Source organism: Peribacillus sp. NJ4, assembly GCF_030348345.1.
Lineage (GTDB): Bacteria > Bacillota > Bacilli > Bacillales > DSM-1321 > Peribacillus.
The window spans coordinates 283,562-300,409 of record NZ_JAUCFQ010000006.1 but is presented as its reverse complement, the minus strand read 5'-3'; the positions used below and the strand labels follow the sequence as shown (position 1 = coordinate 300,409).

The following is a 16,848-nucleotide window of genomic DNA, read 5'->3' as shown; positions in this document are numbered from 1 at the left end:
TCTTTTGGTAGATTACCAAAAGCGGATGAAGTTGTTCGTTTGTCTTAGTTGGTGCTTATTTATATTAATCCAATTTCACTTTAAAGTCAACACATTTCAAAATAAATAATTCCTTTTCTGAATGAAGGGTCTATATCCATCTGATTCCCGTTGGCTTAAGGATAAAAAACACGACTTTAATAAATATAATTCAGACAGAACTCCAAGGTATCCTAAAAAAACCTTATAAGTCTTCATATATTGTACACGTCCTTATAAATGCAAAAAAGACCAGCCGGATGGCTGGTCTTTGAAATGGCTTGGCGGCGTCCTACTCTCACAGGGGGAAACCCCCAACTACCATCGGCGCTGAAGAGCTTAACTGCCGTGTTCGGAATGGGAACGGGTGTGACCTCTTCGCTATCGCCACCAAACAATAAAGGAACGTTGTTCCTTCAAAACTAGATAATAAGAAGGTATTTCATTTTTTAAAAAGCGTTGGTTAAGTCCTCGATCTATTAGTATCAGTCAGCTCCACATGTCGCCACGCTTCCACCTCTGACCTATCAACCTGATCATCTTTCAGGGATCTTACTAGCTTGCGCCATGGGAAATCTCATCTTGAGGGGGGCTTCATGCTTAGATGCTTTCAGCACTTATCCCGTCCGCACGTAGCTACCCAGCTATGCCTTTGGCAAGACAACTGGTACACCAGCGGTGCGTCCATCCCGGTCCTCTCGTACTAAGGACAGCTCCTCTCAAATTTCCTGCGCCCGCGACGGATAGGGACCGAACTGTCTCACGACGTTCTGAACCCAGCTCGCGTACCGCTTTAATGGGCGAACAGCCCAACCCTTGGGACCGACTACAGCCCCAGGATGCGATGAGCCGACATCGAGGTGCCAAACCTCCCCGTCGATGTGGACTCTTGGGGGAGATAAGCCTGTTATCCCCGGGGTAGCTTTTATCCGTTGAGCGATGGCCCTTCCATGCGGAACCACCGGATCACTAAGCCCGACTTTCGTCCCTGCTCGACTTGTAGGTCTCGCAGTCAAGCTCCCTTGTGCCTTTACACTCTACGAATGATTTCCAACCATTCTGAGGGAACCTTTGGGCGCCTCCGTTACTCTTTAGGAGGCGACCGCCCCAGTCAAACTGCCCACCTGACACTGTCTCCCACCCCGATAAGGGGCGCGGGTTAGAATTTCAATACAGCCAGGGTAGTATCCCACCAACGCCTCCACCGAAGCTAGCGCTCCGGCTTCTCAGGCTCCTACCTATCCTGTACAAGCTGTACCAAAATTCAATATCAGGCTGCAGTAAAGCTCCACGGGGTCTTTCCGTCCTGTCGCGGGTAACCTGCATCTTCACAGGTACTATAATTTCACCGAGTCTCTCGTTGAGACAGTGCCCAGATCGTTACACCTTTCGTGCGGGTCGGAACTTACCCGACAAGGAATTTCGCTACCTTAGGACCGTTATAGTTACGGCCGCCGTTTACTGGGGCTTCGGTTCAAAGCTTCGCTTGCGCTAACCTCTCCCCTTAACCTTCCAGCACCGGGCAGGTGTCAGCCCCTATACTTCGCCTTGCGGCTTCGCAGAGACCTGTGTTTTTGCTAAACAGTCGCCTGGGCCTATTCACTGCGGCTTTTCCGGGCTATTCACCCTAAAAAGCACCCCTTCTCCCGAAGTTACGGGGTCATTTTGCCGAGTTCCTTAACGAGAGTTCTCTCGCACACCTTAGGATTCTCTCCTCGCCTACCTGTGTCGGTTTGCGGTACGGGCACCTTACATCTCACTAGAGGCTTTTCTTGGCAGCGTGGAATCAGGAACTTCGGTACTATATTTCCCTCGCCATCACAGCTCCGCCTTAATGGAAACGGGATTTGCCTCGTTTCCGGCCTAACTGCTTGGACGCGCATATCCAACAGCGCGCTTACCCTATCCTTCTGCGTCCCCCCATCGTTCAAACGATGTATAGGTGGTACAGGAATATCAACCTGTTGTCCATCGCCTACGCCTTTCGGCCTCGGCTTAGGTCCCGACTAACCCTGAGCGGACGAGCCTTCCTCAGGAAACCTTAGGCATTCGGTGGAAGGGATTCTCACCCTTCTTTCGCTACTCATACCGGCATTCTCACTTCTAAGCGCTCCACCAGTCCTTCCGGTCTGACTTCAACGCCCTTAGAACGCTCTCCTACCATCGACACCTAATGGTGTCAATCCACAGCTTCGGTGATACGTTTAGCCCCGGTACATTTTCGGCGCGGAGTCACTCGACCAGTGAGCTATTACGCACTCTTTAAATGGTGGCTGCTTCTGAGCCAACATCCTGGTTGTCTAAGCAACTCCACATCCTTTTCCACTTAACGTATACTTTGGGACCTTAGCTGGTGGTCTGGGCTGTTTCCCTTTCGACTACGGATCTTATCACTCGCAGTCTGACTCCCAAGAATAAGTATTTGGCATTCGGAGTTTGACTGAATTCGGTAACCCGTTGGGGGCCCCTAGTCCAATCAGTGCTCTACCTCCAATACTCTCATCTTGAGGCTAGCCCTAAAGCTATTTCGGAGAGAACCAGCTATCTCCAGGTTCGATTGGAATTTCTCCGCTACCCACACCTCATCCCCGCACTTTTCAACGTGCGTGGGTTCGGGCCTCCATTCAGTGTTACCTGAACTTCACCCTGGACATGGGTAGATCACCTGGTTTCGGGTCTACGACCTCATACTCATTCGCCCTATTCAGACTCGCTTTCGCTGCGGCTCCGTCTTATCAACTTAACCTCGCATGAAATCGTAACTCGCCGGTTCATTCTACAAAAGGCACGCCATTACCCATTAACGGGCTTTGACTACTTGTAGGCACACGGTTTCAGGATCTATTTCACTCCCCTTCCGGGGTGCTTTTCACCTTTCCCTCACGGTACTGGTTCACTATCGGTCACTAGGGAGTATTTAGCCTTGGGAGATGGTCCTCCCTGCTTCCGACGGGATTTCTCGTGTCCCGCCGTACTCAGGATCCACTCAGGAGGGAACGAAGTTTCAACTACAGGGTTTTTACCTTCTTTGACGGACCTTTCCAGATCACTTCATTTACCCCGTTCCTTTGTAACTCCATGTTGAGTGTCCTACAACCCCAAGAGGCAAGCCTCTTGGTTTGGGCTAATTCCGTTTCGCTCGCCGCTACTCAGGAAATCGCATTTGCTTTCTCTTCCTCCGGGTACTTAGATGTTTCAGTTCCCCGGGTCTGCCTTCAGTACCCTATGTATTCAGGTAAAGATACTGTTCCATTACGAACAGTGGGTTTCCCCATTCGGAAATCTCCGGATCAAAGCTTACTTACAGCTCCCCGAAGCATATCGGTGTTAGTCCCGTCCTTCATCGGCTCCTAGTGCCAAGGCATCCACCGTGCGCCCTTTCTAACTTAACCGTTAAAAAGATCTTACAGATGCTTTGAAAAAAATTAATTGCCTTCTATCTATTATCTAGTTTTCAAGGAACAAAGCAGAAAGAATCCATCACATCGTGATGCTTGTCTTTCCTATTTGAATGAATTACTCATTCAAAACTGAACAAAACAAAAGCGCTCTCGTAATTATCCTTAGAAAGGAGGTGATCCAGCCGCACCTTCCGATACGGCTACCTTGTTACGACTTCACCCCAATCATCTGTCCCACCTTAGGCGGCTGGCTCCATAAAGGTTACCTCACCGACTTCGGGTGTTACAAACTCTCGTGGTGTGACGGGCGGTGTGTACAAGGCCCGGGAACGTATTCACCGCGGCATGCTGATCCGCGATTACTAGCGATTCCGGCTTCATGTAGGCGAGTTGCAGCCTACAATCCGAACTGAGAATGGCTTTATGGGATTCGCTTACCTTCGCAGGTTTGCAGCCCTTTGTACCATCCATTGTAGCACGTGTGTAGCCCAGGTCATAAGGGGCATGATGATTTGACGTCATCCCCACCTTCCTCCGGTTTGTCACCGGCAGTCACCTTAGAGTGCCCAACTGAATGCTGGCAACTAAGATCAAGGGTTGCGCTCGTTGCGGGACTTAACCCAACATCTCACGACACGAGCTGACGACAACCATGCACCACCTGTCACTCTGTCCCCCGAAGGGGAAAGCCCTATCTCTAGGGTTGTCAGAGGATGTCAAGACCTGGTAAGGTTCTTCGCGTTGCTTCGAATTAAACCACATGCTCCACCGCTTGTGCGGGCCCCCGTCAATTCCTTTGAGTTTCAGCCTTGCGGCCGTACTCCCCAGGCGGAGTGCTTAATGCGTTAGCTGCAGCACTAAAGGGCGGAAACCCTCTAACACTTAGCACTCATCGTTTACGGCGTGGACTACCAGGGTATCTAATCCTGTTTGCTCCCCACGCTTTCGCGCCTCAGTGTCAGTTACAGACCAGAAAGTCGCCTTCGCCACTGGTGTTCCTCCAAATCTCTACGCATTTCACCGCTACACTTGGAATTCCACTTTCCTCTTCTGCACTCAAGTTCCCCAGTTTCCAATGACCCTCCACGGTTGAGCCGTGGGCTTTCACATCAGACTTAAGGAACCACCTGCGCGCGCTTTACGCCCAATAATTCCGGACAACGCTTGCCACCTACGTATTACCGCGGCTGCTGGCACGTAGTTAGCCGTGGCTTTCTGGTTAGGTACCGTCAAGGTACCAGCAGTTACTCTGGTACTTGTTCTTCCCTAACAACAGAACTTTACGACCCGAAGGCCTTCTTCGTTCACGCGGCGTTGCTCCGTCAGACTTTCGTCCATTGCGGAAGATTCCCTACTGCTGCCTCCCGTAGGAGTCTGGGCCGTGTCTCAGTCCCAGTGTGGCCGATCACCCTCTCAGGTCGGCTACGCATCGTCGCCTTGGTGAGCCATTACCTCACCAACTAGCTAATGCGCCGCGGGCCCATCTATAAGTGACAGCCGAAACCGTCTTTCCATCTTCTCTCATGCGAGAAAAGAACGTATCCGGTATTAGCTCCGGTTTCCCGAAGTTATCCCAGTCTTATAGGCAGGTTGCCCACGTGTTACTCACCCGTCCGCCGCTAATCTCAGGGAGCAAGCTCCCATCGATTCGCTCGACTTGCATGTATTAGGCACGCCGCCAGCGTTCGTCCTGAGCCAGGATCAAACTCTCCGAAGAAATGTTTGACTTGCTCATTTTGCTTTTTTGATAGTGTGTGCTCACTTAAAATTTAACGTTGGCGCTTTGTTTTGTTCAGTTTTCAAAGAGCAATATTTTGTATCGCTTCTTCAGCGACTTAATTAGTGTAACACCTTTCAAACATCATGTCAACAACAAGTTTTCATTTTCTCTTGCTGCATTTAATGTCTCAAGCGGTGTATTTAATATATTAGCACTTGCATATAGACAAGTCAATTTAATTCTCAAAAAAATTCCTTCTTTTTTTAAAACTACCACCTCCTTCTATATATATACTCCTTCTTTCTATTAATGGTATTTCGAAGCATAGAGAATTTAATGTCCCTAATTCCCGACCTTGCTAATGAATAAACAAAAAACAGGAGTGCAGCTAATTATAGCTACCCTCCTGTTTTTGAAAGTTTATTTATTGATAGCAATTACGTCCGCTTCTTCTCTATCTACATTTCCGGCCTTCTCAATCTTCACACTTTCACCCTCGGAAAGATTGGTAAAGACGATTGGCGTAATGATAGAGGTGGCATTGTTTTTGACATACTCTAAATCGACTTTAAGCAACGGCTGTCCGCTTGTCACTTTATCTCCTTGAGCGACAAGAGCTTCGAAGCCTTTGCCTTCTAACTTCACTGTATCGATCCCGACATGTATTAAGATTTCACGTCCAGCATCGGAAACGATACCTATTGCATGTTTAGTCGGGAATAGGTTAACGATCGTACCATCTACAGGAGAAACGACCAAACCTTCCTCCGGTAAAATGGCAAACCCATCACCCATCATTTTTTCAGCAAAGACTGGATCAGGCACTTCCGTAATCGGTTTTAATTCCCCTTTAATAGGTGAAATAAAGCGTTCGGAAACTTCATCCGTCCTTAAAGGTTTCGGGACGATATCCTCGATTTGTTTTTCCACGCCTACTTCAGGAGACGCTTCTACTTTACGAGGCCTTTTTCCATCGATGATATCTTTCATTTGCCCTTTGATTGTTTCTGAACGAGGTCCGAAAATTGCCTGAATGTTATTGCCCACTTCCAGAACTCCAGCGGCACCAAGTTTCTTCAACCTATTCTTATCAACGTTACCGATATCATTCACTGATACACGAAGGCGAGTAATGCAAGCATCTAAGTGAGAAATATTTTCTTTCCCACCCATTGCTTCCAAGATATCCCCAGGTAGACTTCCGGCTGTACTTGCAGACCCTTCAGTTTCCTCGTCCTCTTCCACTTCACGGCCAGGAGTTTTAAGGTTAAACTTCCTTATCGCAAATCGGAATCCAAAGTAATAGATAACCGCAAAGACTAAACCGACTGGGATAACGATCCAAGCATTGGTTTGAGGATTAATTAAACCAAACAGTACGTAATCGATCAAACCACCCGAAAACGTCATCCCGATTTTCACATCCAGTAAATGCATAGTCATGAAAGATAGACCTGCAAACAGACAGTGAATCCCGAAAAGTACCGGTGCAACAAATAAGAAGGCAAATTCAAGAGGCTCAGTAATCCCCGTCAAGAAAGATGTAAGCGCCGCCGAAGCCATCAAGCCACCGACAATTTTCTTTCGTTCCGGTCTTGCTTCATGATAAATGGCCAAAGCTGCAGCTGGCAATCCGAACATCATGAACGGATATTTACCAGTCATGAAGGTACCTGCCGTTAAATTCTGTACGCCATCTTTAATTTGCGCCATGAAGATGGCTTGGTCACCCCTGACTGGCGTTCCCCCACCTTGAGGGATATAGCTGCCAAATTCAAACCAGAATGGTGAATAGAAGATATGATGCAGTCCAAACGGAATTAACGCACGTTCTACAATCCCGAACACTAAAGCTCCCAGAGTCAGGTTAGCCCCCAACATATTTTCAGAAAATGAATTTAGCCCCGATTGAATCGTCGGCCAAACTAAAATCATCAACAACCCAAGAATAACTGCGCTTGCAGCCGTTACAATGGGTACAAAACGTTTACCTGCAAAGAATCCTAAATATGAAGGCAGTTCAATTTCATAAAATTTATTATACATAACAGCAGCCATGACACCGACAATAATACCGCCGAACACGCCTGTTCCCAACGTTGGGATTCCCAAAACATTGCTATACACCGCTCCATTTTTCGCAATGTCGGCAGCGTCAATTCCAAGAACAGTTCCCATTGTTACATTCATAATTAAGAACCCGATAATCGCAGCCAGCCCGGCAACACCATCTCCGCCAGCTAGACCAATCGCGACCCCCACAGCAAACAATAAGGGAAGATTCCCAAAAATAATATTCCCAGCATTCTCCATGACCGATGCGACCATTTCGACTCCGCCACTCGCAAGAAACGGGGCGATATCCAACAAAGTTTCGTTTTGCAATGCATTACCAAAAGCAAGTAAAATTCCCGCCGCTGGTAAAATGGCTACAGGAAGCATCAAAGCTTTTCCGATTTTTTGCAAAACACCAAACAACTTCTTAAACATAGGTTTTCCTCCTCTTTACTGTTTTTCCACGCTAATAAAACGGTTACATTTAACGATGGAGTTCATCTTCCCACGCAACAGAATTCAATACAAAAAAGGCATAAGCAAAGATAGGATTGAAAAGAAGTTCAGGTATATAATACCCTCTTTCATAACAATCATTCTCCTCACTTATGCCTGATCGAATCAGTAACACGTAAGTTAATGTATTTTTATTTGATTTTCTTTTGTAATCGTTGGATATGCATCGTTAGATAGACAGCTTCCGCATCACAAACCGGTCTGCCTAATTTCTGCTGCATAATTTTTATTAGCTTCCATGAGATATTGTAACACAAAGGATATTCTTCTTTCAATAGCAATGCAATTTTTTCAGGTTCATCGACCATTTCGCCAGCCAAAACCCTGTCTATCATAAATCTTAAATGACGGACCAAACGTGTATAATCAATGCTTTCCTTATTAATTTTTACGTTTAGCTGTTCTTCAACGACTTGGATAAGATGATAGATTAACTGCGAATGCTGATTGACTTCCGATAAGTCTTTATTTGCTATTGCACTATGAATATGAAGGGTAATGAAACCGATTTCCCCTTGGGGTAGGCCTATGCCTGTCTTATCTTGAATTAAATCGATTACATCAACAGCAATATCATGTTCAAAAGGATAAAGGGTTATCGTTTCTTTCAAGAATGGGTTTTTGATAGTCATTCCTTGTGAAACACGCTGAAGGGCGAACAGTAAATGATCTGTTAAACCGACATGTATATGTTCATTGAGTTTTCCGGTTACTCGATCGTTAATGAGATGAATGGATTCTATAATGGCAGCTTGAAGATTTTGATCGATCTGCGGCAAAAGTTTTTTGTAACTTTCCTGTTCCTTAACATTTTTCAGAACGAACGTTTTCTCCGCAAGTTCCGGACTTAACTCTTCACCTTTCTTTCGGTTGAAGCCCAAGCCCTTTCCAATAGAGACGACTTCACCATACGTCGGATGCGTGGCTATCACCACGTTATTGTTCAAAACCTTTTCAACGATAAAACCATTCATTTTTCTCCCTCATTTTTTCTCAAAGTCATCCCTATGCCCCATACAGGATAAAGTGCTTAGTACTTAGTACTTTTACTATACACGATATGAGCTTTCTCTTACAACATGAAAGAAGAGCCCCAAAAGTCAGGGCTCTTCTTACTTACTCGCATTATTACTTCAAGAAAATGAAATATAGAAGGAAGACGACTCCAAGACCCCACATGATCGGGTGAACTTCTTTAGCCCTTCCTTTCATCGACATCGTGATCGGATAGAAGATGAATCCACAAGCTATCCCTGTCGCAATTGAATATGTCATGGGCATCATAATAACGGTAAAGAAGGCTGGAACAGCAATTTCGAACTTCTGCCAGTCAATATTTTTAAGTGAAGATGCCATTAATACTCCGACTATAACCAATGCCGGCGCAGTCACCGCAGATGTCACCACTGAAAGAAGCGGGAAGAAGAAAAGGGATAGGACAAACAGCAAACCTGTTACTACAGCTGCAAAACCGCTTCGAGCACCAGCAGCAACACCCGATGTTGACTCTACATAAGATGTAGTGGTGGAAGTACCAAGAATTGCACCTGAAACGATGGATAATGAATCGGCAAGTAATCCTTTTCCCACTCTAGGAAGTACATTATCCTTCATCAGTCCAGCTTGTTGCGCAACAGCCACCAACGTACCGGCTGTATCAAAGAAAGCTACGAACAGAAAAGTCAATATCACGATTAACATTTGACCAGTGAAAAGATCACCGGGATTTCCGAAGGCATCGAATGCAACTCCGAAAGTAGGAGCAATGCTAGGAACGGCACCGATTATTTTCTCCGGCACCGGCACTTGCCCAAAGATCATTCCTGCAATGGCTGTAATGACCATTCCTATGAACACGCCGCTTTTAACGCCTCTCGTCATCAAAATGACGGTTACAACAATTCCAAAAACAGCCAATAAAGTATTTCCTGAGGTTAAGTCACCCAATCCGACAAGGACGCTGTCATCATTCGTGATGATTCCAGCATTTTGAAACCCTACAAAAGTAATGAATAAGCCGATACCAGCTCCAACTGCGTATTTAAGTTCGACTGGAATTGCATTAATGATTTTCTCCCGTATTCCCGATAGGGAAAGCAAAACGAAGATAATCCCTGAAATCAATACCCCTGTTAAAGCAGTCTGCCAAGGAATTCCAAAACCAAGTACAACGGTGAAAGCGAAGAAAGCATTCAATCCCATACCTGGCGCCAGCGATATTGGATACCTGGCTATGAGCCCCATCAATATCGAGCCAATCGCAGCTGCTAAGGCAGTCGCTGCAAAAACTGCTCCGTAGTCCATTCTCAATTCATCTGGATAGTCCTCGATGCTTTGTAAAGTCAGCATCACAGGGTTAACAACCAGGATATATGCCATCGAAAGGAACGTAGTTAGTCCGCCAAGTATTTCACGGCGATAATTAGTTCCCAGCTCATTAAACCGAAAATAATTTTTCATTATGAGTCTCCCCTATCATAAGATCGTAAGCCAACAGACAAATGCCCCATTCGCTTCCGAAGGGGGCTTGACTAGATCATGTAAAGAAGTGGCGGTTTATCCTTGCTCGCGCCAATCCATTCACATCGTAGTCAAGCCGTTCACGGCAGCTTGGTAGAAACTTTTGGGCCATATCCCCAATATTATACGACAATTATGTTTTTTTATTATTATAGGTATAGTGTACCAGTCACTAAAATAACCGTCAATACGCCAAACGAATATTTTTTATGTAATTTTAGGCATTGTTCGCGTTTCGCTATATTTCCCTTACTTATTATGGCTATATCTTCATCAACATACGTGAAATGTAAGTATTCAACATATTATCTATAATTTTTTTAACAAAAAAATCAGTGAAGGTTAATTCCTTCACTGATTGGATGATTTAATCTTCTATTCCCACTCGATAGTTGCAGGTGGCTTGGAAGTAATGTCATACACGACGCGGTTAACATGATTAACTTCATTAACGATTCTCGTTGAGATGATTTCAAGTACATCCCATGGGATTCTCGCCCAATCGGAAGTCATTCCGTCAATGGATGTTACAGCACGGATCCCGATTGTGTAATCATACGTACGGGCGTCGCCCATTACCCCTACACTACGAATATTAGGAAGCACCGTAAAGTACTGCCAAATTTCACGTTCCAAACCATTATTTTTAATTTCTTCACGTAAGATATGGTCAGATTCACGAACGATTTCAAGTTTTTCATCTGAAATTTCACCTAATACACGAATGCCTAAACCTGGACCTGGGAATGGTTGACGCCAAACGATTTCATCCGGAATGCCCATTTCACTTCCAAGTGCACGCACTTCATCCTTGAATAGAGTATTCAATGGCTCGATCAATTTAAATTGCATATCTTCCGGCAGACCACCAACGTTATGATGCGATTTAATTGTTTGTGCAGTAGCCGTACCACTTTCAATAATGTCTGTGTACAGTGTCCCTTGTGCAAGGAATTCAATACCTTCAAGCTTTGTTGCTTCGTCATCAAATACGTAGATAAACTCGTTACCGATGATTTTCCGTTTTTGTTCCGGATCTGAAACGCCAGCAAGTTTCGATAGGAAGCGTTCCGATGCATCGACCTTGATTACGTTCATATTGAAGCCTTCCCTGAATGTTTCCATTACACCTTCGGCTTCCCCTTTACGAAGTAATCCATGATCAACGAAAATACATGTTAGCTGATCGCCAATCGCTTTATGGATCAATACAGCCACAACGGATGAATCCACTCCGCCGCTCAATGCGCATAACACTTTTTTATCTCCGACCGTTTGACGGATTTTCTCCATCTCGATTTCAATGAAGTTCTCCATTGACCAGTCACCTTTGCAACCACAAACGCCGAATACGAAATTTTTCAAAATGTCATTTCCGTAAACTGAATGACGGACTTCAGGATGGAATTGTACGGCATACAATTTACGTGACTCGTCACTCATAGCCGAAATTGGGCAAGACGGGTTCGTTCCATCAATCGTGAAACCTTCAGGCGTTTCCACTACTAAATCACCATGGCTCATCCAAACGATTTGTTCTTTTGGCAAGTCACTGAATAACTTGGACTCATTTTGGATGGCAAGTGTCGCTTTTCCGTATTCACGGTTTTTAGCTGGTTCCACTTTCCCCCCAAAATGTTTGGTCATAAGCTGCATGCCATAACAAATACCAAAAATCGGTAGGCCCATTTCGAATATGCGTTCATCACAACCAAATGCAGTTGCATCATAAACACTGTTCGGACCACCTGAGAAAATAATTCCCGTTGGGTTCATTTTCTCGATTTCTTCTACAGTAATTGTATGAGGATGAAGCTCACTGTACACACCAAATTCACGGATACGACGAGTGATCAATTGGTTATATTGGCTTCCGAAATCAAGTACTACGATCATTTCCTGGTTTTTTTGCAATTCTGTTTTCCCCGGCACAAACGTCACCTCTATCAATGTAATTCACTCATAAAATCGAGTGATACTTTCTTATAAAAAATATTATCATAAAAAAAGAAAAACTAAAAATCCACCCTCAAAAATACACAAAAAGTATAGACGAAGGCAGATTTTCAGCTTTCCTGTTAAAATCCGCCTTCATAGTCAAATCATTTACGGTGATTCGGTAGAAACTTTCGATCCATATTATCGAGGATATATGAAGGATATATTAGTTTAAGTTAGTTTTTGTTATTGTATCAATATAATAAAAACCTGGTCAAGAGCTAGTTTTTTTCATTAAGCTTTCCCAACCGTTTTGAAAGTGCTCCCATTCGCTATCTTCCACGTCTCCACGATATATCATTAACTCGTATCCAGCCGTCAATTCACTCATCTCATCCGTATCGTACACTGCATCCACATAGGCGGCGTACTCCCTTAAAGTTTGCCCCTCCGGACGAACTAAACCAGCTCGCTTTAATTGTTTCAATAATATTAAATAGGCTTTCGTGAAATGAGCACCGGTTTTATTTTTATAACGAAGAATCTGCAGATGTGGAATCCACTTCCTTCTGGAGAAATAACCAATTGAAGCGAGAATCATTACACCTAACAGCGTGATGGCAGTCCATTTAAAGAGAACTTCAGAGCCCCCTATACCAGTTTCCCCTGATGATTGGGTTTCCCTATCGGGTGTATCCTGACGTTCCCTGGTCTCTTTTTTTGTTTGCTCTTCATTAGTTGGGCCGGGGCTCTTAATCTTTTCCTGTTTCAATTCCGAATCGTAAAATTCAACTTCCCCGTTGAATCCCTTTGTCGGCTCGAAGGGGACCCAACCTATCCCAGAAAAATAAACCTCGGCCCAGGAATGTGCATTATTATTGGTCACCTTATAAACGGATTCACCATCATGGATTGACTTTTCACCTTCCGTGTAGCCCTTTACCCACCTGGCAGGTATATTGGCGGCACGGAGTAAAACGACCATTGCACTTGAAAAATTATCACAATACCCTATCTGTGTCTCGAATAAAAATTGATCGACATAATCTTGATTTGTCCCCGGATACGGAATATCGTCTTTTGAATAAATGAATTCAGGACCGTCGAAGTAATCCTCAATGGCTTTTGCTTTATCGTACCAATTCGTTTCATTTCTTGTAAGTTGGGATCCCAATTCATAGATCCGGTTTGGCAATCCCTCAGGAAGCTGTGTGTTTTTTTCCATTAACAAATCCATCGTTTCGTCAGGTTCTGTGATCTTTCTTAACTCAGCTATATCAAAACTCGGCATATCATAGACCAGCTCATACTCTTCCATGACCAGTCTTTCTCCATTTTCCCGTTCAGAAATGATTTTGTCGATACCCTGATAATATTTAAAATCCATTCCGTTTTTGGCCTCAATCTTTTTTAAATATCCGGACTGCGGATGGAGTATATGCGAATATGTTTCCGTCATGGTTACTTTTGCCGTCATTTCTTCTGTTTTCTCTACTTCAGGAACCTTAATATCTAAAGATGTCATATCCTGCCCGTTGGAAAAAGAATGAAAGTCCGTTTCCGGTATGGAAACCCATCCTTTACCGGTATAAATATCTTTGTTCTCGACTTTCCAATAATGTCCTGCAGGTGCATTATTGTAAAAAACGATGGAACTATCTGGCTCTATCGAACCGCCAAGATCCGAATCGTCTTCATCATATCCGACACTTTTACCCTTCGAACCACCGTCTTCTTTAACCGCTTTATCAGAATAAGAAGTAATATAAGGAACTGGGTCCGCCCACTGCGGAGAGAGCTTTGGGGCACCGAATCCAACAAGGACACTTACCAATATCATACCGGTTAGCATCAAGATCCACTTATTGATGGCAGTCATAGGAAACCGTATTCTCTCCTGTATCGTTAGACGCAGCAGGGATAGTAGACCGAGCATCAAGAACCCGATGATGATGATTCTTACCATTGCCTTATCCCCCACATAGGGAGTGAAAGTATCAAGTACAGAGATAAAAATCACCGTTAACATAAAAAAGAAAAAGATGCTTTGCCTCACCATCACCCAGTAATGGATCAAATATGTTACTAGCCAAAGAAGAACAAAAAATAGAAATGTTCGAAATGGATTGGTGATCGACTCCCAATTCCCATCGTACATATACCCAAGGTTGCCCGTAAAATCCACTAGAAATCCTTTCAACCATGATAATTGAAATAAAGCGCTTTTGGAATGAAGGAACTGTAATGAAATCATAATATAAGCAATAATGAGAATAATTCGGATTGACCAATGAATGCGGAAATAATGCAGTAGTAGGGAATAAATCAAAAATAGGACAAAAATGATGATATTACCTGTATCGGTGAGTTTATCGACAGGCCTTAACCATTCAGTAATCAACAACAGACCAAATATATATAAGAGGACATGCATGAACCTTTCCAACTTTTCGGTAGTGACATTCATTTTGCCATCACCCCTGATCTGTCAAACTTTAGTTGGCCATGTTCAAAAAAGCTAACCTTTATCCCCCTCGAGACAGCTGTAGAACTTGACATCTTTTCCTCATCAGTAAGATCGGCCTGTTTCTTTACACATAACATTAATCCCTGATTAGCGCGGAAAGCACTCAATAAGTCCACCTTTTCTAAGGTTAAGTCTGAAACTATGAATATCACAGCAGCGTTTGCCGGAAGTCTGCCCTTACTTACATTTTCTTCCAATGCATTCACAACACTATGTTCTTCTTTAGCAAGTCGGTAAAAAATCTTTCGTCTCTGGTTATTTCCTGCTCCTGTCGGTATGATTAGTCTCGATCCCATACTTGCATACCCAATCTCCATGCCTTTTTTTAACATGGCGTGTGCAATGGAAGCCGTGATTACAACTGATTCTTCAAATAAATCCGATGGATTATTATCAAGCATGATGAATACATCCCTGTTTTTCTGCACTTCGAATTCTTTCGTCATGATTTCATTCGTTCTGGCCGTCGCCTTCCAATTAATCCATGACAACTGATCGCCTGGCTGATACTCTCTTACCCCGGAGACCACTGAATGTTCCCGTTTAGTTTTCTTTGTTGAACCCACTGCCCCCTGATTGAACACTCGATCAAGATCACTGTAGGCAAGTTCATGATATTGAGGGAAAACAGTTATCTTCAAAGGTGAACTATATATCGCCTCCCTTTCAGCGAGCCCGAAAAAGTCCCCTATCCTGAAGCGGATCGATTGAAACGAGTGCTCTCCACGAGGCAAGTTTTCCAAGGTATATGACATGCTGAAGGTACGCTTGAATCCCGGAAAGATAAGTATTTTCCTTTGGAATCCCCTATCTTCCATCTCCTGAGGCAATTCCTCCTCTACCACCATAAATAATAGGGGCAGCCGGTTTTTACGGGTAAACGTCACGGCTATTTGAACGGATTCCCCGGCCTGGCATTCCCGTTTATTGACCTTTCTCTCAACGGTAAAGGCATGCATCGGATAAAACAGCAGAATCGCAGCGTACGCAGAAAATGGAAAAAACGAATAAAAAATAAACCAACTGACAAAACCGCCTTGAAACATTGCAAAGCAAAAGGAAATGGCCATGAGTAATACCAGTCCGATCACACTCATATTTCCCCTTAAAAAGTTGATGAATTTGCGCATCAGGTCACAGCCCGCTTCACAGGCACTTGAGTTGTCGCGACAATTTCATGTATCACCATTCCTGCATCGAATCCATCATAATTCGCTTCAGGTTTCAAAATGAGCCGGTGGGAGAATACGAATGGAACTAAATATTGAATATCGTCCGGTAGAACATAGTCCCTTCCCTGAATCAGTGCGTAAGCTTGAGCTGCTTTCATCAAGGCTATCGATCCACGCGGGCTTACCCCCAAATAGACCCCTTCATGAGTACGGGTTCGATTCGCCAACTCAACGATATAACGTTTTATTGTGTCATCCACTATCACCGCTTTTACCTCTGCCTGTAATGCTATCAATTCATCTATGGTGATGACGGATTCCAGCTCCTCAAGCGGTGCCATATGTTGAGCCCTATGAAGTACCTCCATCTCGTCTTCCACACTTGGATAGCCCATTTTCATTTTTAATAGGAATCTATCCAATTGAGCCTCTGGAAGCGGATATGTTCCCTCGTACTCGATCGGATTTTGTGTTGCCATTACGAAAAAGGGCTTCTCCAATCCTCTTGTGACACCATCTATCGTCACACTTGCCTCTTCCATGGCTTCAAGCAAGGCAGACTGCGTTTTCGGCGAGGTCCGGTTAATTTCATCGGCTAAAATAATATGTCCCATTATCGGTCCCGGTCTAAAAATGAATTCTTGTTCCTTAGGATTAAAGATCGAAACACCAGTTACATCAGAAGGCAGTAAATCAGGCGTGAATTGTATACGTTTAAAGCTTGCACCTATTGATTTTGCCAGTGCCCTTACCATGACTGTCTTTCCCACACCCGGAACATCCTCCAATAAGACATGCCCGCCGGAAAGAAGTGCCACGATGCTTAGTTCTGCTATATCCCGTTTTCCGATAATCACCTTTTCGATATTCCCTAGAATCATTTCCAGCTTTTGATTGATCTGCTTATAAATCATTCTCTACCTCCTGAGATCACCCTATCAATATTTCATATCTTTTCTATATCAAAACCCGACTTTTTTT

At 44.2% G+C, this 16,848-nt stretch carries 7 protein-coding genes, 3 rRNA genes and 2 riboswitches; all 10 genes read right to left on the bottom strand.

All coding sequences use genetic code 11. The features are described 5' to 3' along the window. Positions 1–297: 297 nt before the first annotated feature. The 10 genes from rrf to QUF94_RS27445 all read right to left on the bottom strand — a co-directional run bounded on the left by rrf (position 298) and on the right by QUF94_RS27445 (position 16,781). Positions 298–413: ribosomal RNA gene (rrf, locus tag QUF94_RS27490) — 5S ribosomal RNA — on the bottom strand. A 64-nt stretch (positions 414–477) separates the two neighbouring features. Next, positions 478–3,410 (bottom strand): 23S ribosomal RNA (locus tag QUF94_RS27485). Positions 3,411–3,585: 175 nt separating this feature from the next. Beyond that, positions 3,586–5,136: ribosomal RNA gene (locus QUF94_RS27480) — 16S ribosomal RNA — on the bottom strand. The 16S, 23S and 5S rRNA genes sit together here, the layout of an rRNA operon. Positions 5,137–5,559: 423 nt before the next feature. Next, positions 5,560–7,629, bottom strand: a complete 2,070-nt coding sequence (gene ptsG, locus QUF94_RS27475; RefSeq protein ID WP_289318822.1) for a glucose-specific PTS transporter subunit IIBC — start codon at positions 7,627–7,629, stop codon at positions 5,560–5,562. Positions 7,630–7,841: 212 nt separating this feature from the next. Then, positions 7,842–8,684 carry a glucose PTS transporter transcription antiterminator GlcT gene (glcT, locus tag QUF94_RS27470; protein ID WP_289318821.1) on the bottom strand — a complete coding sequence of 281 codons (843 nt, stop codon included), beginning with the start codon at positions 8,682–8,684 and terminating at the stop codon, positions 7,842–7,844. 154 nt (positions 8,685–8,838) lie between these two features. Continuing rightward, the gene (locus QUF94_RS27465) at positions 8,839–10,170 is read right to left on the bottom strand and encodes an NCS2 family permease (RefSeq protein ID WP_289318820.1); all 1,332 of its coding nucleotides are present in this window, start codon (positions 10,168–10,170) and stop codon (positions 8,839–8,841) included. 108 nt (positions 10,171–10,278) lie between these two features. Then, positions 10,279–10,380: riboswitch (purine riboswitch) on the bottom strand. A gap of 225 nt (positions 10,381–10,605) precedes the next feature. Further along, a complete protein-coding gene (gene guaA / locus QUF94_RS27460) occupies positions 10,606–12,126 on the bottom strand; it encodes a glutamine-hydrolyzing GMP synthase (protein WP_289318833.1) in 1,521 nt (506 codons plus the stop codon). Between the two features lie 178 nt (positions 12,127–12,304). After that, positions 12,305–12,406: riboswitch (purine riboswitch) on the bottom strand. 36 nt (positions 12,407–12,442) lie between these two features. Continuing rightward, on the bottom strand, positions 12,443–14,635 hold the full coding sequence (locus QUF94_RS27455; RefSeq protein WP_289318819.1) for a DUF4129 domain-containing transglutaminase family protein: 2,193 nt from the start codon (positions 14,633–14,635) through the stop codon (positions 12,443–12,445). Further along, on the bottom strand, positions 14,632–15,786 hold the full coding sequence (locus QUF94_RS27450; protein WP_289318818.1) for a DUF58 domain-containing protein: 1,155 nt from the start codon (positions 15,784–15,786) through the stop codon (positions 14,632–14,634). Before QUF94_RS27450 ends, QUF94_RS27455 begins: the two co-directional genes overlap by 4 nt. Before the next feature lie 38 nt (positions 15,787–15,824). Then, a complete protein-coding gene (locus QUF94_RS27445; protein WP_289318817.1) occupies positions 15,825–16,781 on the bottom strand; it encodes an AAA family ATPase in 957 nt (318 codons plus the stop codon). Positions 16,782–16,848: the final 67 nt, after the last annotated feature.

Bases quoted from the DNA above. Each gene is read 5' to 3' on its own strand.
- glcT (WP_289318821.1), bottom strand. From the start codon at position 8,684: ATGAATGGTTTTATCGTTGAAAAGGTTTTGAACAATAACGTGGTGATA.
- QUF94_RS27445 (WP_289318817.1), bottom strand. From the start codon at position 16,781: ATGATTTATAAGCAGATCAATCAAAAGCTGGAAATGATTCTAGGGAAT.
- QUF94_RS27455 (WP_289318819.1), bottom strand. From the start codon at position 14,635: ATGAATGTCACTACCGAAAAGTTGGAAAGGTTCATGCATGTCCTCTTA.
- QUF94_RS27465 (WP_289318820.1), bottom strand. From the start codon at position 10,170: ATGAAAAATTATTTTCGGTTTAATGAGCTGGGAACTAATTATCGCCGT.
- guaA (WP_289318833.1), bottom strand. From the start codon at position 12,126: ATGATCGTAGTACTTGATTTCGGAAGCCAATATAACCAATTGATCACT.
- ptsG (WP_289318822.1), bottom strand. From the start codon at position 7,629: ATGTTTAAGAAGTTGTTTGGTGTTTTGCAAAAAATCGGAAAAGCTTTG.